The following is a 23,322-nucleotide window of genomic DNA, read 5'->3' as shown; positions in this document are numbered from 1 at the left end:
CAAAAATGCCGCCATTCGGCGGCATTTCCTATTATTATGGCTGGTGAGGTGGCTGTAGCGGCGCATCTGGCTGGTAACGTACACTCCCGAACAGGTAAAGCATCAGGGTACGCGCATACCGGAATAAGAGCGGAGTAAGCGCCAGCATCGTAATGGATACAGCCCCTATATAAACCCATACGGCTGGGTCATGAGCTATAAAATATAGCAGAAGGCCTACCACTAAGACTACTCCTACGGACAGACCGTAGCTGATATACATAGCCCCCCAGTAAAAGCCTACTTCCGGCTCGTAGTGCTGCCCGCAGATAGGACAACGCTCAGGCATCTCATCAAACTTGCTCAGGTTGTAGGCCGAGTGTAGAAACAATGGCCCCTGCTGGCACCTTGGGCACTTCTGCTCCATTATGGCCAGCCAAGTGGAACTGGTTCCGGCCATTAGCGCAGCCCTTGCTTTTTCTTCTGTGAGTTGCGGTACCAGAAAAAGCCCACTGTACCAATCAGCACATAGGGAATAGTCATCAGATACAGAATCCCCTTGTTCAGACCAGTAGTATCGTATCCTGATTTCTCCGTCCGTGAGGCTTCCACCTGTGTTTTACACATGGTGCACTGCGCCTGCACGCTAAGCGGCAGCAAACTTAGGCCGCAGCTCAGCAGCAAGGCCAAAATTCCCCAAGCAAATACCTTTTTCATATCTTCTTTAACATCAGCCGGCGGGCAAAGTTTCCGGTAGTTGCGTTTCCCCTCAGGTATAGTACGGCGCTATCATGAAGTACACAATGACGCCGGTAATCGAGACGTAAAGCCAAATCGGGAACGTCCAGCGGGCTATGCGGCGGTGCTTGGCAAATTGTTCTGTCAGGGCAAAGTACAGCGTGAACAGAACCAGCCCTACCGTAACGATGGCCAGCAGTATGTGAGAGAGCAGCAGCACAAAATAAACAGTGCGCACCAGGCCCTCACCCCCAAATTTGGTAGAAGGCACCTGGGAATGATAGATAACATACGACACCAGAAACAGCGACGAGAGCAGAAACGCAGTTCCCATCATGGCGCGGTGCCGCGCTACTTGCTTGTTGCGGATGAAGTAGAAGCCGATAAGCAGACACAGAGCCGTTAGCGAGTTCAGCACAGCGTTTACTGCGGGCAGAAACTTTACCTGCGCGCCCGGCACCCGAAAAGCTTCCGGAAAGTAATACAGCCCGGCCACCACCAGCGGTACGGCGGCCGCCAGCATGCCCAGCAGGAGTTTGTACTTGGTATACTGGCCGGCGTTAGCGACGGGGTTGGTTATGGTCATACATGTACAGCAGTACGCTGATTTCGGTCAGGAGACGCTCAATATCCCGGGGCTTGGTTCCGTCGTAGATACCGCGCACGTGCTGGTCGCGGTCTACCAGGAATAGCTGTTGGCTATGTACCAGGCCTGGGGCCACCCCGGAAGGCCGGGGTAAGCGAAACTCTTTTTCGGCCAGCTGATAGATGTCGGCCTGATTCCCCGTCAGGAAAAACCATTTACCGGCAATAGCCCCATACTGCTCCGCATAGCGCTCCAGAGTAGCCACCGAATCCTGGGCGGGGTTGACGGTGAAGGAGGCCAGACGCACGCGGGGCTCATGGCGGTATTTTTCCTGTACGCGTTGCAGATTACTGTTTACCTGCGGACATGCGCCCGGGCAGCTTGTGTAAAAGAAGCTGGCCAGGTACAGACCATTGCCGGCTAGTTCCTGCCCGGTTACCATGCGCCCTGTTTGTGCCTGTAAGCGGAAGTTGGCAATAGGGTGAAAAACAGTATCGCGCTGCCACTTCTCGCCGACGCGCACTGAATCAATGCGGTCGGGCAAGTAAGTTGGCAGCGCGTAACGGTTGGTACCGAAGGTTTTCAGAAACAAAAACGCCAGTACCGGAACGAGCAGTAGCAGGCCCAACAGCAAAGTTTGTTTGGGCCGCATTGACTAGCGGTTGAAGATAGCCTCGCCGATATAGGAGCCTTCCGTCACCAGGGCAACCAGCAGCCAGATCAGCAGGGCCATAGGAATCAAAATGGTCCAGATGAGGCCTTTGGTTTCATGCTTCAAGTGCATGAACTCGCCTACAATGAAGAAGGCCTTCAGGATGGTCATCACAATGAAGATGCTGTTCTTCAGCGTAGCCATGGTATGGGGCAGCGCAAAGGCAATAGCAAACTCCAGCGTGGTGATGCCAACAATCCACGCCAGGGCAATGAAGATAGGGCGCGTGTTGGGCTTGGCGTGATGTGCTTCTACCGAGGGGTCGAAATCGTGAGCAGTATGATCCATATGGGCGTTGATATGGTGAAATAGTGAGTGGTGAGTGGCCGTGAAAAGCAAGCGTCAGCTCATCCTTTCACAAGCGCACCATTTCACAAATCAGATGAGATAGAAGAAAGTGAAGACGAATACCCACACCAGATCCACAAAGTGCCAGTACAGGCCAATCTTCTCTACCATTTCGTAGTGGCCGCGCTTATGGAAGGTGCCGTTGGTGGTGGCAATGAAGCACCAGGTCAACAGGCAGATGCCCGAGAATACGTGGAAACCGTGGAAACCGGTGATGAAGAAGAACAGGTCGGCGAAAAGTACCGGCCCGTATTCATTCTGGGTGAGGGCAGCGCCAAATATGGTACTGCCGTCTGCCATTTTCAGGCCATGCTCACTACCAGTGATAAAGTGGCCCCACTCCCACGCCTGGCAGCTGATGAACATGCTACCGAACAGGATGGTCCACAACAGCCACTTCTGTACATCATTCTTGTCCATGCGGTGGCCGGCTTCTACTGCCAGTACCATGGTTACGGACGAGAAAATCAGGATCATCGTCATCAGGGCCACAAAGGCTAGCGGGATGTCCATGCCGTGCAGACCGGGGAAGGAATTAAATACCTTTTCCGGAATGGGCCAGTAAGCAGTAGAGAAGGTGAAATCCTTCGGTGCGCCAACGTATGCCAGGTGGCGCTGGCGCATCAGACCATACGTGGTCAGGAAAGCCGCGAACGTGAAAGCATCCGTCAGCAGGAAGAACCACATCATCAGCTTGCCATAGCTAGCCTTGAAGGGTTCGTTGCCTCCGTCCCAGGAACCGCTGCGGGGCTCGGGCAGAGTAGCAGCCGGAATGGTCTGTGTCGTGGTTGTGGTGGACATTGCGTGCGTGGTAAGACGAAATCAGTGGTTCAAAAGTAGGAACAAATACAGGTACAACCAAAGGCCTCCCAGGAAGTGCCAGAAGATGGTCACATTACCAATAGAAAGCATCTGACGCGAATGCACCTGATAGTTAAAGGCTTTGCGCAGAACTTTGAGCAAAAAAATCAGGCCGGCCAGCAGGTGAAAAGCGTGTACGCCCATCAACACATACAGGAAAGAGCCCGATGGATTAGCATCAACGCCGCCAAAGTGAATCTTGTTACGTACCAGCTCGCCCCAAACGTTGTATTGTCCTACCAGAAATACCAGTCCCAGGGCAATAGTCAGCAGCAGGCCCAGCTTCACATTCTTCAGGTTGTCTTTGCGTGCGGCAAAGTAGGCCCATTGCACGGTGGCGCTGCTCAGCAGGATTACAATAGAATTGGTGAGCAGACTGGCTGGCAGGGCAAACTCCAGCCAGTTGCCTTCCTCCCGGCGCACAATATAGGCGCTGGTATACGCCGCAAAAATCATGGCGCTGCTGATCATCATCAGCCACAAAAGCAGGCGCAGCGGATGGGTACCGGTGCCGGGCTCTTTATCGGTTAGGGGTTCAGCAGAATACATATTCATTTTTCAGTTATCAGATGGGAGGATGAAAGAACAGTCGCTTCATATTTACTATGAGCCCGCCTCTCCTACTTACACTACCTGCTTTACTACATTTTGATTTTATCCATGACCAGGGCTATCTGCACAATAGGCAGATAGAGGAATGAGCCAAACATGATGCGCATAGCCGCTTTTTTACTGACGGTACGCATCAGATAAAACGTTTGCATCAGAAACAGCACACCGCAGATTGCCGCTATCATAGGATACGTCGTGTTCGTCATTCCAAAGTAAAATGGCAGCAGGCTCAGGGGAATCAGGACCAGCGTGTACGTCATGATCTGCATGGCCGTGCGCAGGTCTTTGCCTCCGGGTGTAGGCAGCATCTTAAAGCCGGCTTTTTTGTAGTCATCGTCGAGCACCCAGGCAATGGCCCAGAAGTGCGGGAACTGCCACATAAACTGAATACCGAACAGAATCCAGCCTTCGGCGCTGAGCATACCCGTGGCCGCCACCCAGCCAATAAGTGGCGGCATTCCGCCGGGAATGGCCCCTACCGCCACACAAATGGGCGAAATGGTTTTAAGCGGCGTGTAAATAAACCCGTACAGAATCAGCGACACCAGGGAAAGTGCGGCTGCCAGCGGGTTAAAGAAGTAGGTTAAAATACCCAGGCCTATTATACCCATCACGGCTACAAAAACCCAGGCTTCCGTTATGGACAGCACTCCTTGCGGCAGCGGGCGTTTGGCGGTGCGCTTCATCAGCTTATCGAGGTCTTTCTCGAAAATCTGATTAATGGTATTGGCGGCGCCTGTGACAGCCAGCCCGCCTAGCATCACCAGCAGGGCGCGACTCCAGTCCAGCTCTTTTGCTCCCAGCAGGTAGCCAATGGCGCTAGAGAAGGCCACGGTTAGCGAGAGACGGAACTTTAGCAGCTGAAAGTAAGCCCTGACTTTAGTCATCAAGAGGAATAACAAGGAAACGGGCATACTCCCGCCCGATGGGGCCGCAAAGTTACGCAACAACGCGCGGAATAGCGGCCTGCCTCCTCAATTTCGTTGCCCTTCGGTACATTACCAGCGCCAGAAACTGCACTCCGAACAACACGGTTGCCAGCGTGAGGTGTATCGGCTGCACGGCGGCAGGAAAGGCCAAATAAGCCAGCACAATTCCCGCCCCAATTTCGGCTACCAGAACTCCTATTATGACTACTGCCAGGCGCTTCAAGGAACGCAAGGACAAAGAATACAGCCGGAAAGCCACATACACGTTCAGCAGCAGCAGTACTGCGGAAAAGGTGCGGTGAAAGCGGAAAGCCCCGCCTAATTGCTCCACCCAGTTTTCGCGGCCCAGATACTGCGCCGCAAAGGCGACCATATCAATCTGCTCTCGAACCTGCGTGCCCAGCACAATCTGGCCAAAGGTGAGCAGTATGGCCAGCCACAGCCAGCCGGTGAGCCCTGCTGCACTTGTAACGGGGGCCGCAGCCGTTGCTTGTTGTGAGCGGTTTACGGCATATAGCAACATAGCTACTATGAGCAGCGCTAACCCCATATGAATAGTAACCATGACAGGCAGCAGGTTGGTGGATACCACCAACGAGCCCAACCATCCTTGTACTCCCGTCAGCAGGAAGCTACCCAGCGCCAGCCAGAATACTACCCTGTCCCGGCGCCAGTATGGCAGGGCGAATAGCACTGTTAGAAATACCAGCACGCCGATGAGTGCCCCTAATAGTCGGTTCAGGTATTCAATCCAGGTTTTGGTGGGGTTGAAGTCCGTTTCCAGATACTGGGTAGGGTGAGCGAAGATGTCACTGGCCACCTGTCGAAATCCCAGCCGCTCCAGCGTAGCCGCCAGTTTGCGGTTTTTAGCGACGCGCTGCGCCGTGTATACTTCCTTATAGTTTGCTGGCAGTTGGCTGATATGCGTTGGCGGCACCCAGGAGCCAAAACACTTAGGCCAGTCAGGGCAGCCCATGCCGGAGCCCGTACTACGTACAATGCCGCCCACCAAGATCAGCAGGTATACTGCCGTTACAGTGAGAATACCTACCACCCAAAAGCGGCGGCTATAGGCAGGTGAATTCATATGCGAGGTACTGTTTTGGGTGATGAGTCTTCCGTATTGTGGGAACAACATCAGCCGAATTAAATGGCAGACACGCAGCCAAAGTCAATAAAAAACGGGCCGCCGTAAGTACAGCGGCCCGTTTCTAGGCAATCAGGCCAGAGGACCTTTACTCCATTTCACGCTCGTAGGGCAGATTGGAAGACTGCGTCTGTGAGTATGGGATGTTTTGTGGGATGAAATCCTCAGCAGCACCGGGCTTGCTATAATCATAGGGCCAGCGGTATACAGCGGGAATAGCACCAGGCCAGTTACCGTGACCGGGATGGATAGGCGCTGTCCACTCCAGTGTCGTCGAGTTCCAGGGGTTCTGGGTAGCACGACGGCCACGGAAGATGCTGTAGAAGAAGTTGAAGAGGAAGATAAACTGCGCAAAGAAGGCCAGAATTGCCGCAATAGAGATAAAGCGGTTCAGGTCAGCAAACTGCGAGAACATATCAAAACCAGTCCAGGCGTAGTAGCGACGGGGGAAACCGGCAATACCTACGTAGTGCATGGGCAGGAACACCAGATACACACCCAGGAACGTGAGCCAGAAGTGTACATAGCCCAGCTTCTCGTCCATCATGCGGCCGAACATCTTGGGGAACCAGTGGTAAACACCGGCAAACAGACCGAAGAAGGCCGAGCTACCCATTACCAGGTGGAAGTGAGCTACCACAAAGTAGGTGTTGTGCATCTGAATATCCAGTGCGGCGTTACCGAGTACAATACCCGTCAGACCACCCGAGATAAACAGCGACACAAAGCCAATGGAGAACAACATAGCAGCAGTAAAGCGGATATTACCGCGCCACAGCGTAGCCAGCCAGTTAAAGGTCTTCACAGCCGAAGGCACGGCAATAATCAGCGTCAGGAACATGAACACCGAACCCAGGAAGGGGTTCATGCCGGTTACGAACATGTGGTGAGCCCACACAACGAATGACAGCAGTGAGATACCCAGCAGCGAGCCAATCATGGCGCGGTAGCCGAAGATAGGCTTACGAGCGTTGGTAGCCAGAATTTCCGATACCATGCCCATGGCAGGCATAATAACGATATATACTTCCGGGTGACCCAAGAACCAGAACAAGTGCTGGAACAGTACGGGCGAGCCGCCTACATTATGCAGCGCCTGACCAGCAATGTAGATATCCGACAGGAAGAACGAGGTACCGAACGAACGGTCGAAGATCAGCAGCAGAGCCGCCGACAGCAGAACCGGGAATGAGAGCAGACCCAGAATAGCCGTCAGGAAGAACGACCAGATGGTCAGCGGCAGCTTGCTCATGCTCATGCCGCGGGTACGCAGGTTGATTACCGTGGTAATGTAGTTTACACCACCCAGCAGCTGCGATGCAATGAACAGTGCCATGGACACCAGCCACAATGTCTGACCCAGGCCGGAGCCAGGAATAGCCTGTGGTAGGGCACTCAGCGGCGGATAAATTGTCCAGCCGGCCGAAGCAGGTCCGGTTTCAATAAACAGCGAGATAAACATGATAACGCTGGATACAAAGAAGAACCAGTACGAAAGCATGTTCATGAAGCCCGAAGCCATGTCACGGGCACCAATCTGCAGTGGAATTAGGAAGTTGGAGAACGTACCCGACAGACCAGCCGTCAGCACGAAGAACACCATGATGGTTCCGTGCATGGTTACCAGCGCCAGATAGAACTCGGGGTTCAGTTTGCCGGCTTCAATCCATTTGCCCAGGAAGGGCGAGAGCCACTCAAAGGTAGACTCTGGCCAGCCCAGCTGCAGACGGAACAAGCTAGAGAGTGTACCACCCAGAATGGCCCAGAAAATACCGGTGATGAGGAATTGCTTGGCAATAACCTTGTGGTCAGTGCTGAAGACATATTTCTCTAGAAAGCTTTGCTCATGATGCTCGTCATGATGCAGATGCTCATCGTGCTCGGTATGCGGCTCGGTTACCCCGATGCCACCTTGCACTTGAGATTGAGTAGGAAGATTAGCAGCCATAGAAGAGCGTGCGATTAAGAAGTTACAGCGAAGCCTTGGCGGCGGGAACTACGGCAGCGGCCGCCGGAGCAGCTACTGGAGCAACCAGATTACCCGACTTCTGTTTGAAGGTAGCCAGTAAATCCGGGTTCTGAGATGAGAAAGACTGTTGCTTAGCAAACCACGCTACATAGTCATCTGGTTCATCTACAATGATGGCCAGTTTCATAGCGAAGTGACCACGGCCGCAAATCTGGTTGCAGGCCAGCTCATAGTTGAAAGCGGGATTACCCAGTTGGGCACGCATCTCATCCGTGGTTTTGGTAGGCGTAAACCAGAATTTAGTAGGCATACCGGGTACTGCGTACATCTGCACGCGGAAGTGCGGCATATATACAGCATGCAGTACGTCGCGGGAGCGAATCTTTAGCAGTACAGGGTGGCCTTTAGGCACGTGAATTTCACCAGCTACAAAGTCATCCAGGCTAGCATTGTCATTCAGATCGAAACCAAACTCGTTGGTAGCGTCAATCAGACGGTAATTCACCACACCCAGTTTCTGGTCGCGGCCGGGGTAGCGCACCAGCCAGTTGAACTGCTTGCCCATTACTTCCAGTACTACGGAATCTTTAGGAGCAGGACCTGTGATTTTAGACCACTCTTTCCAGCCGGCAAATACCAGACCTGCCATTACAATGGCCGGAATCAGCGTCCAGATGATTTCAATCTTGTTATTGTGCGGGAAGAAGAAAGCACGACGGCCTTCTTTGTGCTGGTACTTGTAGGAGTACACAAACAGCGCAACCTGCGTAATCACGAACACGATACCCAGAATGATCATCGTGGTCCAGAACATGCGCTCGGTAGCATGACCGTGTACCGAGGCAATGGGCGGATTCATCTTATCGAAGCTGTCAATGAACGACCACGCAAAGGCCGCACCACCCAGTACCAGGAAAAGAATCATCAGAATACCATTCACACGGTTGCTCATGCCCACATCGCGCACAAAGCTTCCCGAGAAAATAGAGGTCAGGATCTGGAGGCGGAACAGCAGGCCGAACACGACCAACAGCAACACCAGTACCAGCAGAATACCAAGAACTGTCATGGTTTAAGGAGTTAGAAGCTAACAGCTGGGAGTTAGAAGCCGGAAAATCCGTGGCTTCTAACTCCCAGCTGTTCAGAATTAGGTGGTATGGTGTACGCTTTCGTCCAGGAACGGGTGATGTACCGGAACCAGCGAAGCTTGTGACAAACGCTTGGTAAATAGGATCAGGAAGGCACCCAGGAAAATCAGGGCCACGCCAATCTCAATGATAAACCCGTTGTCCGCCTTCATAGTAGCTGGCATGAACATCAGATAGAAGTCCGACCAGTGACCGATGATAACGGCAATGCAGACGATTTTCAGCATGATCATCTGACGCTTGGCATCCCGGGTCATCAGAACCAGGAAAGGGAAAGCGAAGTTGATGAGCAGGTTGAAGAAGAAAATCCAGGTATACTGACCATTGAATCCGCCCAGTCGCTGGTTGTAGTACACTGCTTCTTCAGGAAGGTTAGCGTACCAGATCAGCATGAACTGGGAGAACCATACATAAGTCCAGAAGATGCTGAAGCCGAAGATGAACTTACCCAAATCATGCAAATGGCTGGCATTCAAAAATTTCAGATAGCCGGCTTGCTTAAGGTAAATAGCCGTGAGCGTCGTGGCAGCAATACCCGTCACCCACCAGGAAGCGAATACATACCAGCCGAACATTGTGCTGAACCAGTGAACGTCCACTGACATTACCCAGTCCCAAGCCGACATGGACGAGGACACTGCATACAGTACCAGGAACAGGGCGGCTACATTGATGCTCTTGTGGAAATACTCGGTGCCACCGTTGAGGTCTTCTTCTAAAGACAGCTTACGCAGGCGCTGGGAGAAAAACCACCAGATACCCAGGTACAGTACTGTGCGAATTATATAGAAAGGCGTGTTCAGGAAACCGCTCTTCCCAGCAATAATAGCATCGTAGTGCTCCGATTTAGGATCCATGATGCCTTCGTGCGTCCAGTGGAACAGGTCATGACGACCCAGGAAAAACACCACCAGCATAATGATAGCACCGGGAAGAATCCAGGCACTCATGGCTTCGTTGATACGCTTGATCAATACGGACCAGCCAGCGTAGGCTACGTATTGCAGGGCCACGAAGAACGTTCCAATAGTGGATACACCCACAAAGAATACGTTGTTGTGCCACAAGCTGACCAGAAGCCGCTTTAGCCAAATGGGTGAACCTTCCGCCTGGGCATGCTCCGCGCCGTGCGCAGCAGCACCTGCAGCTTCGTGGTGTGCCCCAATGCCCATGGCGGACATAATCAGACCAATAGCCAACAGGACAACGCCTGCTACCAAGATCATGATAAACTTTCTATTCGTGCGCGGCGACACCTCCAGGTATTCAGCCGTGGCGCTTTCGTGATGCGTCAGAGTTGCCATAGTGGATTAGTTAGCCTTGCCGTTAGTTGCAGTATCACCCTGACCGGGCGTTATCGATGCCTTACGGGAGCCCGCCTGGGTCATATTCTCGTTCATATCACCGGAGTTCATGGGCGAGTCGGCGGTAGGAACGTTAGCGGAAGCGCTTCCGGATTTTACCATGTCCGCCAGTCCATCGGGGCCTTTTCCTTGCTGCAGTACGCGGACGTACATAGCAATTTTCCAGCGCTCCTCTGGATTCACCTGTGAGCCATGTGGCATCATGCGGCCTTTGCCCCACTCAATTACATGGTACACGTGGCCTTCGTTCATGGTCTTGTATGCACCAGTCGAATAGCTCGGCACACCCTTGAACTTCGCTCCTACCAGGCCCTGACCGTCGCCCTGTTCACCATGGCAATGCTGGCAGTTGCGCAGGTATAGCACCTTGCCTTCTTCCAGATTAGCCTTGGTATAGGCGTAGGGGTTCTTCAGCGTCTTTTCAGCAATAGACACACTGTCTTTGCCGATATGGTCGTAGTAGTTCAGCTTGCCACGGGGAACGGTGCCCACCACCGGGGTGCGCTCATTCAGCCCCATTGGGTTAACTGTATTGGCGTTAACCTGGCGGAGTGGATCGTACGGAATGGACTCGTACATCTGCGGCGCATACTCAATGCCCGGATCATCGGCCCGATTACAGGCGGTGGAAGCCACCGCGGCGAACAGCAATGCCGACGCCTGCAGAGTTAGTTTCAGCGAATGCGTCATTAGAACTTAGACATTTCTTTTTCGTTCACTTCCGAAGCACCGTTGGCACGTAGCAGTTGAGTCAAATGACCCAGGTCCGTACCGTCTTTCAGCTCAATGGCCACAACAAACTTGTCATCGGTTGAGCGCACATCCAAGACTGGCGTTTTCCAGCGGGGATACAGCTTGCTGATGGCATAGAAGGTAATAACCATGCCGTGGCAGCAGAAAAACACTGTCAGCTCGAAGGATACAGGAATGAAGGCAGGCAGCGCAATGTGCGGCTTACCACCAATGATCATTGGCCAGTCAACGCCCAGCGTGTAAATCTGGAGCCACAGCGCAAATGCCAAACCCGTTAAGCCATAAAAGAAGGCGGCGATGGGAAGACGTGAACGTTCGATGCCAAGCGCATCGTCTATGCCGTGAATGGGGAACGGCGTGAAAACTTCGTAAATCTTAACGCCGGCTGCACGTATGTTTTCAACGGCGTGCAGCAGCACGTCTTCGTCTTCGAAGACACCGAGGGCGAAGCGCTTAGTCATGCTTATTATAGTTTACAGGAGCCGATGCCGGAACCCCGTGGGTGGCGGGTTGGTGAGCGTGAGCATGGTGCGGATCAACACCGGTATAAGTCGGCCCGTTGTCCACGGTGTATTTCAGTACCGATTTCACTTCAGCCATGTTAATCACGGGGAAGAACTTGGCGAAGAGCAGGAATAGGGTAAAGAACAGACCCAGCGTACCTACATAGATACCGATATCAATGATGGTAGGCGAGAACATAGCCCAGCTGGAGGGCAGGTAGTCGCGGTGCAGGGAGGTTACGATAATCACGAAACGCTCGAACCACATACCGATGTTCACGATGATAGACAGCACGAAGGTGGCGGGGATGCTGTAGCGTACCCGACGAATCCACACCAGCTGAGGCGTAATTACGTTGCAGGTCATCATAGCCGCATAAGCCCACCAGTAAGGACCAGTAGCGCGGTTAATGAAGGCGTACTGTTCGAATTCTACCTGCGAGTACCAGGCAATGAAGAACTCCGTGATATAAGCCACACCTACAATAGAGCCCGTAATCATCATGATTTTATTCATGAGGGCAATGTGCTCCAGGGTAATGTAGTCTTCCAGCTTAAATACTACGCGGGTAATAAGCATCAGCGTAAGTACCATGGCGAAGCCGGAGAAGATAGCACCAGCAACGAAGTAAGGTGGGAAGATGGTGGTATGCCAGCCGGGAACAACCGAGGTAGCAAAGTCCATGGATACGATGGTGTGTACCGAAAGTACTAGTGGTGTAGAAACACCAGCCAGAATCAACGACACCGTCTCGTAGCGCGACCAGTGCTTGGCCGAGCCCTTCCAGCCCATACTCAGCAGCGAGTAAGCCACTTTGGCAATCGGGCCTTTTGCCCGGTCACGGATGGTAGCAAAGTCTGGCACCAGACCCGTGTACCAGAACACCAAGGATACCGTGAAGTAGGTAGAAATGGCGAATACGTCCCACAGCAGTGGGGAGTTGAAGTTTACCCACAGCGAGCCAAACGTGTTTTGCAGCGGGAACACCCAGTAAGCCAGCCACGGACGGCCCATGTGCAATACCGGGAACATGGCTGCGCAGATTACGGCGAAAATCGTCATAGCCTCCGCAGCACGGTTAATAGAGGTCCGCCATTTCTGACGGAACAGCAGCAGTACTGCCGAAATCAGGGTGCCGGCGTGACCAATACCTACCCACCATACGAAGTTGGTGATATCCCAGGCCCAGCCAATGGTTTTGTTCAGCCCCCACTCCCCGATGCCGTACCACAACGTACGATAAACGGAGTAGAAGAAGATACCGAGGAAAAAGAGGGCAACGCTCAGGGCCGCCATCCACCGAATATTCGGCTTGGCTTCTACCTGGCGGCACACGTCCTGGGTGACGTCGTGGTACGATTTCCCCCCGGTTACGAGCGGCTCCCGTACAGGCGATACGTGCTGCATAGTTTTGGACTTAAATTAGTAATGGAGAAGCAATTGGGCTGGAAGCCATCCTGCTCCCCAGGAGCTCATTTCTAGGCGTTAAACTCTGACTTCTCCGTGTTGCGAATCTTGGTCAGGTAGGTAATATTCGGCTGTACGTTGATGGCGTCCAGTACGTGGAAGGCACGCTCACCGTCTTCACGACGCAGCAGCTTACCAATCCGCGAGTCCGCATCACGCATATCACCGAATACAATGGCCTGTGTGGGGCAAGACTGGGCGCAAGCCGTCACAACCTCGCCATCCTGCGGACGACGCTTTTGTTTCTTAGCTTCCAGTTTGCCGAGCTGAATCCGCTGTACGCAGAAAGAGCACTTCTCCATCACACCACGGGCGCGTACCGTCACGTCCGGGTTCAGCACCATACGGCCCAGGTCCGTAAACATGTGCCCGTTTACCGCCTCAAACTTCTCGTTGGAAGTATAAGAGAACCAGTTAAATCGACGCACTTTGTAAGGGCAGTTGTTCGCGCAATAGCGGGTACCCACACAGCGGTTGTAGGTCATCTGGTTGAGACCTTCCGAACTGTGCGTAGTAGCCAGTACCGGGCATACCGTTTCGCAGGGAGCGTGGTTGCAGTGCTGGCACAGCATGGGCTGGAAGATTACCGAGGGATTCTCGGAGGGGTCTTCCATGGCTGCATATGTATCCAGCTTGCCTTTGGTATCGAAGTCTGACTTATGTGCGTCGGAGCTATAGTAGCGGTCAATGCGCATCCAGTGCATCTCGCGGCGGTTGATAACCTCCTGCTTGCCTACTACGGCTACGTTGTTTTCAGCCTGGCACCCAATCACGCACGAGCCACAGCCAATGCAAGAGTTCAGGTCGATGGCCATACCCCAGTGGTGGTTCTTGTATTCGTAGTCCTGCCACAGAGATACTTTGGCAGGCGCTTCAAGACCATCCGGAGTCGAAATCTTCTCGTACTCAGTAACCTCTTTGGGGTTTTCGATATACTGCTTCAGCGTCGACTCCTGCACCACCGGCTTGCGGTCCATGATGGTGTGGTGCGTCTGCGTCTGGGCAATTGGCGACTTGGCATCGGTTTTTTCCAGCGTTACGTTGTTGGCGTAGTTAACCACACCGTTGCGCACCGTGGCCATCGGGAATACGTTGGCGCCAACGTTATTGCCCACTTTGCCTGCCAGCTGGCGGCCATAGCCCAACGCAATGCTTACCGTACCGGCAGCCTGACCGGGCTGAATCAGCACGGGTAGCTCCACGGACTTACCGTTTGCGGTTACTTTCACCACGTCGCCCTGCTCCCACTTCTGGGCCACAGCCATAGCGCGCGGAACTGCTACGTAGTTCCCCCAGGTAGCTTTCGATACGGGGTCTGGCAGTTCCTGTAGCCACGGGTTGTTAGCCTCAGCGCCATTGCCGATACCAACTTTTTCGTAGATAACCAGTTCAACGCCGGAGCCTTTAGGAGCTGAATTGATAGCCGAAATAGCTTCGCTCACGCCCATAGCCGGAGCAACCGGAGCAGCAGGTGCGGTTAGGGCTGTACCCAGCGCCACGCCATCATGTACGGCTTTATCCCAGCCTTTCTGGAAGTTACCGCCCAGCAGGCCTTTCCACTGATTGCGGAGGTAGTTGTAGTAGCTGGAAGGATTGCCGGCCCAGGTCAGCAGGGAGTCCTGCGCCTGACGGGTGGCAAACAGCGGCGAAATAGCGGGCTGAGCCAGGCTCAGGAACCCACGCTTAGGCTCATAGTCATTCCACGATTCCAGATAATGATGATCCGGAACAGCGTAAGTACACAGCGAGCCAGTCTCATCAAGACGGTCGTTGAGCGAGATAGTGAGCTTTACGTTGGGCAGCGCAGCTTTCACTACGTCGCCCATCGGATGGTCGTATACCGGGTTGGCGTTGTAGAAAATGATGGCGCCAACCGAGCCGGCTTTCAACTCATTCACCAGACGCATCATCCGGGCATCGTCGCCCTGGCGGATCATCGAAGGGTTGGCCAGATCCACTGCGCCGGAACCCAGGCTGCTGTTGATAGCCGCTACCAATGTCTGGACTGCCGGATCGTTGGAGCCGGATACAACCAGACCACGGCCGCGGGCAGCTTTCAGTTCTGCCGCTGCCTTCTTGAGCTGGGCATTGTTGTAGGAAGAAGCCGCACCGCCGCCTACCACTTCATTATAAAGAGCCAGGGTAGCAGCACCCAGTTCCGAAGGCTTCAACGGCACGCGTACGTCGGCGTTGGAGCCCGTCAGCGACAGGGCTGACTCGAACTGGAAATGGCGCGACATGGTCTTCTTGTCGCTCGATACTTTTCGGTTTGTGATGTACTGGCGGGCATATTCCACCGGCGAGAGCCAGGTACCGAGGAAGTCGGCGCCTAGGCTTACAATCACATCGGCTTTGCTGAAGTCATAAGCCGGTACTACACCACCGTTGGCGCGCAGCAGGCCCGATGCCGAGTTGGCATCGTACATCACGTGCTCCGTGTTGGGGTAACGCGAGGCAAACTCAGCAATTACCTTTTTGGTAGAAGGGCTGATAATGGTAGGCGACACGATGGCAATTTTGCCGGTCGTGGAAGCCAGTGCAGTCCGGATTTCCTGGTCTACCCGGTCCTTTTCAGCTTTCTGGCCTTTAATGGCGAAGTTCTGCAGGCGGCCACCATCGTAGAGGCTCAGCACCGAGGCCTGAGCCCGGGCCGACAGGCCACCACGCGTGATGGGCGACTCCGGGTTGCCTTCCAATTTAATTGGACGGCCCTCACGGGTTTTCACCAGCACACTGTTATAATCCTGACCCGTGAAATAGGTAGAGGCGTAGAAGTTGGCAATGCCTGGATCTACTTCCTGGGGCTTATTCAGGTAAGGAATGGCTTTCCGGACGGGCGTCTCGCAGCTGGCCAGGGTGGCAGCGGCAATGCCGAAGCCCATTAGCTTGAGGAAGTCGCGGCGCGGGGCAACCGTGGCGTCGGAAGAGCCAAAGGATTCCTTCACCGGCAGAAAGTCTGCAAACTCCGTGAAGGCATCCTTCACGAACTCCGGCGAGTTCTCCAGTTCCTCAATTCCCTTCCAGTACTTAGGCGACTCTTGCATCGTGTGGGGTATTGTGGTATTCGGTATTGGGGTTGGGTATTGGCTATTTGGGAGCAGAAAGGGTTTCAGGTTAAAACCTGAAACCCAATCCCCAAAACCTTTCTTAGTAGTGGCACTTTGAGCACTCCGTGCCGCCGTTGGACGACACCGTGAATGGCACGGCGCCATTCTCTTTGTCGTGCAGCTTCACGAGGTTATCGTAGTAAGCATTGCCCTTCGTATTGAGCGGGGTTTCGCGGTGGCAGTTGATGCACCAGCCCATGGTGAGGGGCGAGTATTGGTACACCACATCCATATTCTGAATCGGGCCGTGGCAGGTCTGGCACTCAATGCCACCCACCTGGGTGTGCTGCGAGTGGTTGAAGTAGGCCAGATCAGGCAGGTTATGAATTCGAACCCACTGAATTGGCTGGTTCTTCTGAATAGCCCGGTAGATTTTCTTGATTTCCGGCGACTCCGTTTTGATCTGCGAGTGGCAGTTCATACAGATGTTAGCCGACGGAATGTTGGCCGACTTGCTCTTGTATACCGAAGTGTGGCAGTAGGCGCAGTTAATCTGATGCTCACCAGCGTGCAGCTTGTGCGAGAAGGCAATGGGTTGCGTCGGCTGATAGCCCTGCGAGAGGCCAATGGCCATAACACCCTGTACTGACTCATACAACACCACCAGCGCGAAGATACCCAGGGCCAGACCACGGATCAGTTTCGACTTGTACAGTTGCGTCCAGTCAAAACGCTGCTCCAACAACTCCACATCCCGACCGTCCAGGTCTTTGCGGCCGCGCAGCACATCTTTCATGATGTTGGCAATGATTACCAGTGTTACCACCAGTACAATCAGCACAACAACCAAGATGATCAGCAGCAGGTCTACATACTTAGCAGCACCAGCTTCGGTACCGGCAGCAGCGGCATCGCCACCAGCAGCGGCTTCACCGCCAGCTACTTGCTTAGTATCACCACCAACAGGGCTAGCTTTTTCTTCCTCAGCAGTGATATAAGATACAATGGAGGTGATTTCAGCATCCGACAGCTGGAAGCTGGGCATCTGCTGCTTCTGATACTGATTGAAGATCTTCACTGCATATTCGTCGCCAGAGGCTACTACTTTGCTGGAGTTCTTCACCCATGGAATGATCCATGACATCGGGCGGCGCTTGGCAATACCGGCCAGAGCCGGGCCAACCACAACCTCTTTCACAGCGTGGCATTGGGCGCAGTTACCTTTAAAAAGAGCATCGCCGGCGGCAATGGCAGCGGCGTCACCAGTGGTGGCTCCCGCCGCCGCAGCGGGGGCAGCCGCGGCCGTAGCGCCGGGCACCACTCCTTCTTTACTCACGGCTGGCGCTGAGCCAACGGTTTGAGCCGAAGCCTCACCGAAAGCAGCAAACGACAGAAAAAGAGCAAGTAAGAAATGGGGAAGGGTACGAAGTCGGATGCTATTCATAGCACAGGTTGACGGGAAAAAAGAAACGCGGGGGTGCTTCAAGGCCACAAATGTAGGTCGTGAATGGTTTAGAACAAACCAGGGCAAGCTAATTTTCGCCATTTGCAGCTTGCTTAGAATGTTTCTAAAAAACATTCCCCTGTTGCTCTTATATATAGGTGTAAGAAATGCGGCCGAATGGCTTTAGAGTAATTCCTGACAGGCTTTCCAAGAATCCTGTTAGTACTCCTTCTCTGAGTACAAGGTTTATGGATATCTGATAATCAGATAATTCTTCTCCGCCTTGGCACAATAAAAGTACCTTATATAATAGGCTTGTGTTGAAAAAGCGTATCTTTGCGCCCTCATTTAGTTTTTTCATCACAATTTTCACCCCGTCGTAATGGAAGTAAGAAATTACGAGACGGTCTTCATTCTGACTCCCGTGTTGAACGAGAGCCAAGTGCAAGAGACGGTCGAGAAGTTCACCCAGGTGCTTAAGGAAAATAGCGCCGACATTATCAACCAGGAAAACTGGGGCCTGCGCAAGCTGGCTTATCCGATTCAGAAGAAGAACACCGGGTATTACTTCCTGGTAGAATTCACTGGCTCGGGCAACATCGTGGATACGCTGGAAGTAGCGTTCCGTCGTGACGAGCGGGTAATCCGCTTTCTGACCACTGTTCTGGACAAGCACGCTGTAGCTTACAGCGAGCGTCGCCGGAAAGGTGAGATGAACCAGCAGAAAGCCAAAAAAGAAAACGAAGCCGTAGCCCAGTAAGACCATGAGCCTCGCAAACGAAAGAATCCACAAGCAAGAGCAGCGTACCAAGTACTGCCGCTTCAAGAAAGCTGGCATTAAGTACGTGGACTACAAAGACCCGAACTTCCTGCTGAAATTTGTGAATGAGCAGGGCCGCATCCTGCCCCGTCGCATCACCGGCACCAGCCTGAAATTCCAGCGCAAAGTGGCCCAGGCCGTAGCAAAAGCTCGTCACCTGGCCCTCATGCCGTACGTAACTGACTCGCTGAAATAGACATGGAAGTAATTCTGAAAGACGACGTTAAGAACCTCGGCTACAAGAACGACATCGTTACTGTAAAGCCTGGTTATGGTCGCAACTACCTGCTGCCGCAGGGTCTGGCTATTCTGGCCGACAAGACCAACAAGAAAATCGTAGCCGAGAACGTACGCCAGGCAGCCCACAAAGCTGACAAAATCAAAGGCGACGCGCAGGCCATTGCCGACAAAATCGGTGCTGTAGTGCTGGACATTCCTGCTAAAGTGGGTGAGAGCGGCAAAATCTTCGGCCGTGTTACCACGCTGCAGTTGGCCGAGTCGCTGAAAAGCAAAGGCATCGACGTAGACCGTAAGCGCATTTCTTTCGACCAGGAGCCTTCGGTAGCCGGTGAATACACCGCTACTATTAACCTGCACAAAGAAGTGAAGCACCAGGTTCGCTTCAACGTAGTAGCTGAATAAGCACTTCGCTGGCAAAAAAGCCCGTCCGCTTACGTGGACGGGCTTTTTTTATGTACTGCAACCTATAGCGCAACCACTAGGTAGGAAGTGAGGCGGCCTGTTACCTTTGCAGAGGTCCAAACACCTATCTTTCTGTTTCGGTAGTAACTTTTGGCTGCCCTGGCGCTGCCAGCAGTTACCGGCCATTTGTGGCCAGCCATTTATCCGCGGCCCTTTTTGGAGTCGAACTTATTCTGATGTTCCGTACTGAACTCCCACTTACGCCTCATCCTCAGCAACTGCCCCTTACGGCGCGGGTGTTAACTATGGGTTCCTGCTTTTCGGAAACCATCGGCAGCCGCCTCACCGATTTCAAAGTATCCACGCTGGTTAATCCCTTCGGCACTGTTTTCAATCCCATTGTGGCTTGTCAGCTGCTGCGCGCGGCCGCCGGCGAGGATATGGACTGGCAGCAGCACCTGGTAGAAGCCCGCGGCCGCTGGCAGAGCTACGATCTGCATGCTTCCATTGGCGCACCTACGCCGGTAGCCCTGCTCCAGCAGATCCAGGAGGTAGTGCAGCGCACCGGCACGTTTCTGGCGCAGGCCGATGTGGTTATGCTCACGCTGGGCACGGCGTTTACGTATCGCCTGAAAGAAACCCAGGAACTGGTTAATAACTGCCATAAGCTGCCAGCTGAGCGCTTCGAGAAGGAGCTGCTCACGCCGGATGAGATTATCAATGCTGTAGCGGAAACGCACGCGTATCTGCGGCGCCAGAACCCCAAGCTGCGGTTTGTGCTTACGGTAAGCCCGGTGCGCCACCTGAAGGATACGCTGCCCCTGAACTCTGTGAGTAAATCGGTGCTGCGCGTAGCCTGCCACTACCTGAGCGAGTTGCTGCCGGATGTGAGCTACTTCCCGGCGTATGAGCTGTTGCTGGATGATTTGCGCGACTATCGGTTTTATGCTTCCGATATGTTGCACCCATCAGAAGTGGCGGAAGACTATATCTGGGAGAAGTTTACCCGTACGTATTTCGACGCCAATTTTGGCCGGTTTAAGAAAGAATGGGAAGCTGTACGGCAAGCCCTGGCGCATCGCCCACTATTCGATGGTTCGCCGGAGCACCGACACTTTCTGGAGCATACGTTGGAGCGCCTGCAACGCCTGAGCAGTCAGGTAGATCTGCGCGCTGAAATCCGTCAGTTACACAAGCAGATAGTGCAACTACCACCGCCGCCGAAAATTCAGCCTGTTATAGAGCCTGAATTAGAGGATGATGAGGAACGGATTGATGTGGGTGGCGAAACGGAAAGAATTAGCGAAGTTCCGACGGAGGAGCAGCCCCTACTAGAGCAGGAAGTTGTTACGAGCCCCTCTCTTCTTGCGGAGATAGAAGCTCCCGCGGAAGTGCCGGTGAAAAAGAAGCGCCGTACCCGGGGTGGTGCCAAGCGTAACAAAAACAAAAAAGCCGCACAATTGGCAGCTCAGACCTCAATGCCCGACGCTGTTATTACCGAAGCGCCTGCGCCTGCAGCTGAAGTACCGCAAGCGGCCCCTTTGCTACACCCGGCTTTGCCCCCTGCTGTAGCGAAAGCGGCAGCTATGTATGAGGCTTCACGTCAGGTTACGGCCCAGGAAGCCATGCCGGAAGTATTGGAAGCGCCTGCCCTACCCGAAGCCCTGCCCGTGCAGCCGGCTCCTACCGAGGAAACGAATAAACGCCCTGCCCGGCGCACTGCCAGTCAGGTGCGAGCCTCGGCCAACCGTAAGCCCCGTCGTCCGGCTAAAGCCGTGGCAAAGCCGGAAGCTACTGCCGAAATTACTCCGCCGGTTATTGCACCGGTTCCCGCGGCCGAAGCGCCCCTGCCTGCAACCCCTGCCCCGGCGCCAGAAGTGCCCGCAACGGTAGCAGAAGCACCTGCTAAGCCAAAGGCCCGGCGCCCGGCCCGCCGAGCCACGCCAGCCAAAGAAAAGAAAGCGCTGCCCCCGCCGCCCAAGCCTAAAGCACCAGCGGTAGCTTCGTCCGCAACCGCCGATGCTGCTGATAACACTGCACCCAAACGGCGGGGCAGACCACCACGAAAAAAGCCGGTAAGCCCGGACGAAGCCCCTCAGAATTCGTAAATGCAAAACCCGGCCTCTACAGCCGGGTTTTGTCTTTCTGACTTATCTGCTTCCCGTTATGAACTCGTCTCAGCCCGCCCATACGAACCGCCTGGCCCAGGAATCGAGCCCCTATCTGCTGCAGCATGCCCACAATCCGGTAGACTGGTACCCTTGGGGCGAGGACGCGCTACGCCGCGCACAGGAGGAGCAAAAGCCGATTCTGGTCAGCATTGGTTACGCGGCCTGCCACTGGTGTCACGTCATGGAGCGGGAGTCGTTTGAGAATACACGCATTGCGGAGGTTATGAACCAGCATTTTGTGTGTATTAAGGTAGATAGGGAAGAGCGCCCCGATGTAGATCAGGTATACATGGATGCGCTGCATAGCATGGGCTTGCAGGGTGGGTGGCCCCTCAACGTGTTTCTGAACCCCGAAGCCAAGCCTTTCTACGGGGGCACCTACTTCCCGCCGCGCAACTGGGTACAGCTACTGGAAAGCATTGGGCAGGCATATCAGAGCGACCGGCGCAAAGATCTGGACGCTTCTGCCGAACAGTTTGCCCAGGTGTTGCAGGCCAGCGACCTAGACAAATACCGCATCCCAGAAAGTGCTGAAGGCCTCACCGACGACCAGTTCAAGCTGCTGGTATATAATCTGGCTACTAAATTCGACCGGGAGCTGGGCGGCATGAACCGAGCCCCCAAGTTTCCGATGCCCAGCATCTGGCGCTTCCTACTGCGCACGCACCAGCTTACCGGCAGTCAGACAGTGCTGGATCAAACCGTGTTAACGTTGCGCGAGCTGGCCTGGGGCGGTATCTACGACCAGGCCGGTGGAGGCTTTGCCCGCTACTCGGTAGATGCGGAGTGGCTGGTCCCTCACTTTGAGAAAATGCTCTACGACAATGGCCAACTGGTAAGCCTGTATGCCGAAGCCTACCAGGTAACCCAGGACTCGCTGTTCCAGGAAGTAGTGTACGATACCATTGGGTTTGTGCAGCGGGAGTTGATGAGCCCGGAAGGCGGCTTTTACTCTTCTCTGGATGCCGATAGTGAAGGCGAGGAAGGTAAATTCTACGTCTTCACGAAGGACGAGCTACGGGAGATTCTGGGCGATGAAGAACCGCTCGCTTCTGACTATTACAACTGCACGGCACTCGGCAACTGGGAGCATGGCCGCAACATCCTGCACCGCCACCAGTCCGACGCCGACTTTGCACAGGCCCATCAGCTTACCCCGGGCGTCTTAGCCAGTATGGTGCAAGGCTGGAAGCAGAAACTCATGGCCGTGCGCGCCACCCGCATTCGCCCGGGCCTCGATGATAAAATTCTGACCGGTTGGAATGCCCTGATGCTCCAAGGCCTGATTGATGCTTACCGCGCTTTCGGTGAGGCTGATTTTCTTGCACTGGCACTGCAGAATGCTCACTTCCTGCAGCAAAACCTGCGCCACGAGGCCAGCCTGTTCCGTAACTACAAAAACGGGCGAGCCACCATCAGTGGCTTTCTGGAGGATTATGCCTTGGTTATTCAGGCCTATACCAGCCTTTATGAAGCTACCTTCGATGAAACCTGGCTCCGTGAGGCAGAGCGGTTGACGGAATATACCCTGACCAACTTCTTTGACCCTATTGAAGGACAATTCTTCTACACCGATGCCACGGGTGAAGTGCTGATTGCCCGCAAAAAGGAGCTATTCGATAACGTAATTCCGGCCTCCAATTCCATTATGGGCCATAACCTGCACCGGCTAGGCCTGCACCTGGAAAATGCTTCGTATAGCCAGTTAGCAGCGTCTATGATTCGCCGAGTGCAGGACTTAGTGGTACGGGAGCCATTGCATCTCACAAATTGGGCCTCCCTATACGCAGCTTTGCTTCGCCCTACTGCTGAGCTGGTTATTGTTGGGCCCCAGGCCGAGCAACGGCGCCAGGAACTTAGCCGGCATTACCTGCCCAATGTTGTGCTGGCCGGTACCACCACTGCCAGTACATTGCCGCTGTTGCAGGGGCGCACGGCACACAATGAGCAAACCACTTTGTATGTGTGCTTTAACCGGGCCTGCCAACTGCCAGTGCATACCGTTGCGGAAGCACTGGCACAGCTTTATCCTGGCTAAAGAAAGCCAAAGTTGTCGAGTTGGATTCAGACCAGATGAACAG

General features: G+C 54.0%; 22 protein-coding genes. 5 read left to right on the top strand and 17 right to left on the bottom strand.

Annotated features, from left to right (window positions below; all coding sequences use genetic code 11):
• Positions 1 to 34 precede the first annotated feature (34 nt).
• The 17 genes from Q4G72_RS06440 to Q4G72_RS06360 form a co-directional block, all read right to left on the bottom strand.
• Positions 35 to 439, bottom strand: coding sequence for a DUF983 domain-containing protein (locus Q4G72_RS06440; RefSeq protein WP_303310579.1), 405 nt, complete (start codon positions 437 to 439; stop codon positions 35 to 37).
• Entirely contained in the window at positions 439 to 696 is a 258-nt protein-coding gene (locus Q4G72_RS06435; RefSeq protein WP_303310578.1) for a hypothetical protein, read from the bottom strand. The genes Q4G72_RS06440 and Q4G72_RS06435 overlap by 1 nt, the downstream gene beginning before the upstream one ends.
• A 52-nt stretch (positions 697 to 748) precedes the next feature.
• Positions 749 to 1,303, bottom strand: a complete 555-nt coding sequence (locus Q4G72_RS06430; RefSeq protein ID WP_303310577.1) for a DUF420 domain-containing protein — start codon at positions 1,301 to 1,303, stop codon at positions 749 to 751.
• Entirely contained in the window at positions 1,278 to 1,955 is a 678-nt protein-coding gene (locus Q4G72_RS06425) for an SCO family protein (protein WP_303310576.1), read from the bottom strand. Before Q4G72_RS06425 ends, Q4G72_RS06430 begins: the two co-directional genes overlap by 26 nt.
• 3 nt (positions 1,956 to 1,958) lie before the next feature.
• Positions 1,959 to 2,303 (bottom strand): cytochrome C oxidase subunit IV family protein, encoded by a 345-nt coding sequence (locus Q4G72_RS06420; protein WP_303310575.1) that lies wholly within the window; start codon positions 2,301 to 2,303, stop codon positions 1,959 to 1,961.
• Positions 2,304 to 2,393: 90 nt separating this feature from the next.
• Positions 2,394 to 3,164, bottom strand: a complete 771-nt coding sequence (locus Q4G72_RS06415) for a cytochrome c oxidase subunit 3 (RefSeq protein WP_303310574.1) — start codon at positions 3,162 to 3,164, stop codon at positions 2,394 to 2,396.
• A gap of 21 nt (positions 3,165 to 3,185) precedes the next feature.
• Positions 3,186 to 3,773 (bottom strand): cytochrome c oxidase subunit 3, encoded by a 588-nt coding sequence (locus Q4G72_RS06410; RefSeq protein ID WP_303310573.1) that lies wholly within the window; start codon positions 3,771 to 3,773, stop codon positions 3,186 to 3,188.
• 92 nt (positions 3,774 to 3,865) lie between these two features.
• The gene (gene cyoE / locus Q4G72_RS06405) at positions 3,866 to 4,723 is read right to left on the bottom strand and encodes a heme o synthase (protein ID WP_303310572.1); all 858 of its coding nucleotides are present in this window, start codon (positions 4,721 to 4,723) and stop codon (positions 3,866 to 3,868) included.
• Between the two features lie 52 nt (positions 4,724 to 4,775).
• Positions 4,776 to 5,852, bottom strand: a complete 1,077-nt coding sequence (locus Q4G72_RS06400) for a COX15/CtaA family protein (RefSeq protein ID WP_303310571.1) — start codon at positions 5,850 to 5,852, stop codon at positions 4,776 to 4,778.
• A gap of 148 nt (positions 5,853 to 6,000) precedes the next feature.
• On the bottom strand, positions 6,001 to 7,860 hold the full coding sequence (locus Q4G72_RS06395) for a cytochrome c oxidase subunit I (RefSeq protein WP_303310570.1): 1,860 nt from the start codon (positions 7,858 to 7,860) through the stop codon (positions 6,001 to 6,003).
• A gap of 22 nt (positions 7,861 to 7,882) precedes the next feature.
• Entirely contained in the window at positions 7,883 to 8,950 is a 1,068-nt protein-coding gene (locus tag Q4G72_RS06390) for a cytochrome c oxidase subunit II (RefSeq protein WP_303310569.1), read from the bottom strand.
• Between the two features lie 78 nt (positions 8,951 to 9,028).
• Positions 9,029 to 10,333: a quinol:cytochrome C oxidoreductase gene (locus tag Q4G72_RS06385; RefSeq protein WP_303310568.1), complete on the bottom strand. Its 1,305-nt coding sequence runs from the start codon at positions 10,331 to 10,333 to the stop codon at positions 9,029 to 9,031.
• 6 nt (positions 10,334 to 10,339) lie between these two features.
• Positions 10,340 to 11,083 carry a c-type cytochrome gene (locus Q4G72_RS06380; RefSeq protein ID WP_368408965.1) on the bottom strand — a complete coding sequence of 248 codons (744 nt, stop codon included), beginning with the start codon at positions 11,081 to 11,083 and terminating at the stop codon, positions 10,340 to 10,342.
• Positions 11,083 to 11,607 (bottom strand): DUF3341 domain-containing protein, encoded by a 525-nt coding sequence (locus tag Q4G72_RS06375; RefSeq protein WP_303310567.1) that lies wholly within the window; start codon positions 11,605 to 11,607, stop codon positions 11,083 to 11,085. Before Q4G72_RS06375 ends, Q4G72_RS06380 begins: the two co-directional genes overlap by 1 nt.
• Entirely contained in the window at positions 11,600 to 13,057 is a 1,458-nt protein-coding gene (nrfD, locus tag Q4G72_RS06370; RefSeq protein WP_303310566.1) for an NrfD/PsrC family molybdoenzyme membrane anchor subunit, read from the bottom strand. Before nrfD ends, Q4G72_RS06375 begins: the two co-directional genes overlap by 8 nt.
• A 71-nt stretch (positions 13,058 to 13,128) precedes the next feature.
• Complete coding sequence (locus tag Q4G72_RS06365; RefSeq protein ID WP_303310565.1) at positions 13,129 to 16,161, bottom strand: TAT-variant-translocated molybdopterin oxidoreductase; 3,033 nt, start codon at positions 16,159 to 16,161, stop codon at positions 13,129 to 13,131.
• A gap of 103 nt (positions 16,162 to 16,264) precedes the next feature.
• On the bottom strand, positions 16,265 to 17,608 hold the full coding sequence (locus tag Q4G72_RS06360; protein WP_303310564.1) for a cytochrome c3 family protein: 1,344 nt from the start codon (positions 17,606 to 17,608) through the stop codon (positions 16,265 to 16,267).
• A gap of 382 nt (positions 17,609 to 17,990) precedes the next feature.
• Here Q4G72_RS06360 and rpsF point away from each other — a divergent pair, with 382 nt between their 5' ends.
• From rpsF to Q4G72_RS06335, 5 genes are all read left to right on the top strand, one after another.
• A complete protein-coding gene (gene rpsF, locus Q4G72_RS06355; protein ID WP_054411596.1) occupies positions 17,991 to 18,368 on the top strand; it encodes a 30S ribosomal protein S6 in 378 nt (125 codons plus the stop codon).
• A gap of 4 nt (positions 18,369 to 18,372) precedes the next feature.
• Positions 18,373 to 18,624: a 30S ribosomal protein S18 gene (gene rpsR, locus Q4G72_RS06350; protein ID WP_044514807.1), complete on the top strand. Its 252-nt coding sequence runs from the start codon at positions 18,373 to 18,375 to the stop codon at positions 18,622 to 18,624.
• Positions 18,625 to 18,626: 2 nt separating this feature from the next.
• Entirely contained in the window at positions 18,627 to 19,070 is a 444-nt protein-coding gene (gene rplI, locus Q4G72_RS06345; RefSeq protein ID WP_303310563.1) for a 50S ribosomal protein L9, read from the top strand.
• 236 nt (positions 19,071 to 19,306) lie between these two features.
• On the top strand, positions 19,307 to 21,178 hold the full coding sequence (locus tag Q4G72_RS06340) for a GSCFA domain-containing protein (RefSeq protein ID WP_303310562.1): 1,872 nt from the start codon (positions 19,307 to 19,309) through the stop codon (positions 21,176 to 21,178).
• A gap of 58 nt (positions 21,179 to 21,236) precedes the next feature.
• Positions 21,237 to 23,279 carry a thioredoxin domain-containing protein gene (locus Q4G72_RS06335; RefSeq protein ID WP_303310561.1) on the top strand — a complete coding sequence of 681 codons (2,043 nt, stop codon included), beginning with the start codon at positions 21,237 to 21,239 and terminating at the stop codon, positions 23,277 to 23,279.
• The last annotated feature ends 43 nt before the right edge of the window (positions 23,280 to 23,322 follow it).

It is taken from the genome of Hymenobacter sp. BT730 (assembly GCF_030542105.1).
Taxonomy (GTDB): Bacteria; Bacteroidota; Bacteroidia; order Cytophagales; family Hymenobacteraceae; genus Hymenobacter.
Note: the sequence above shows the minus strand (reverse complement) of the source record. Positions and strands in the feature narration are given on the sequence as shown.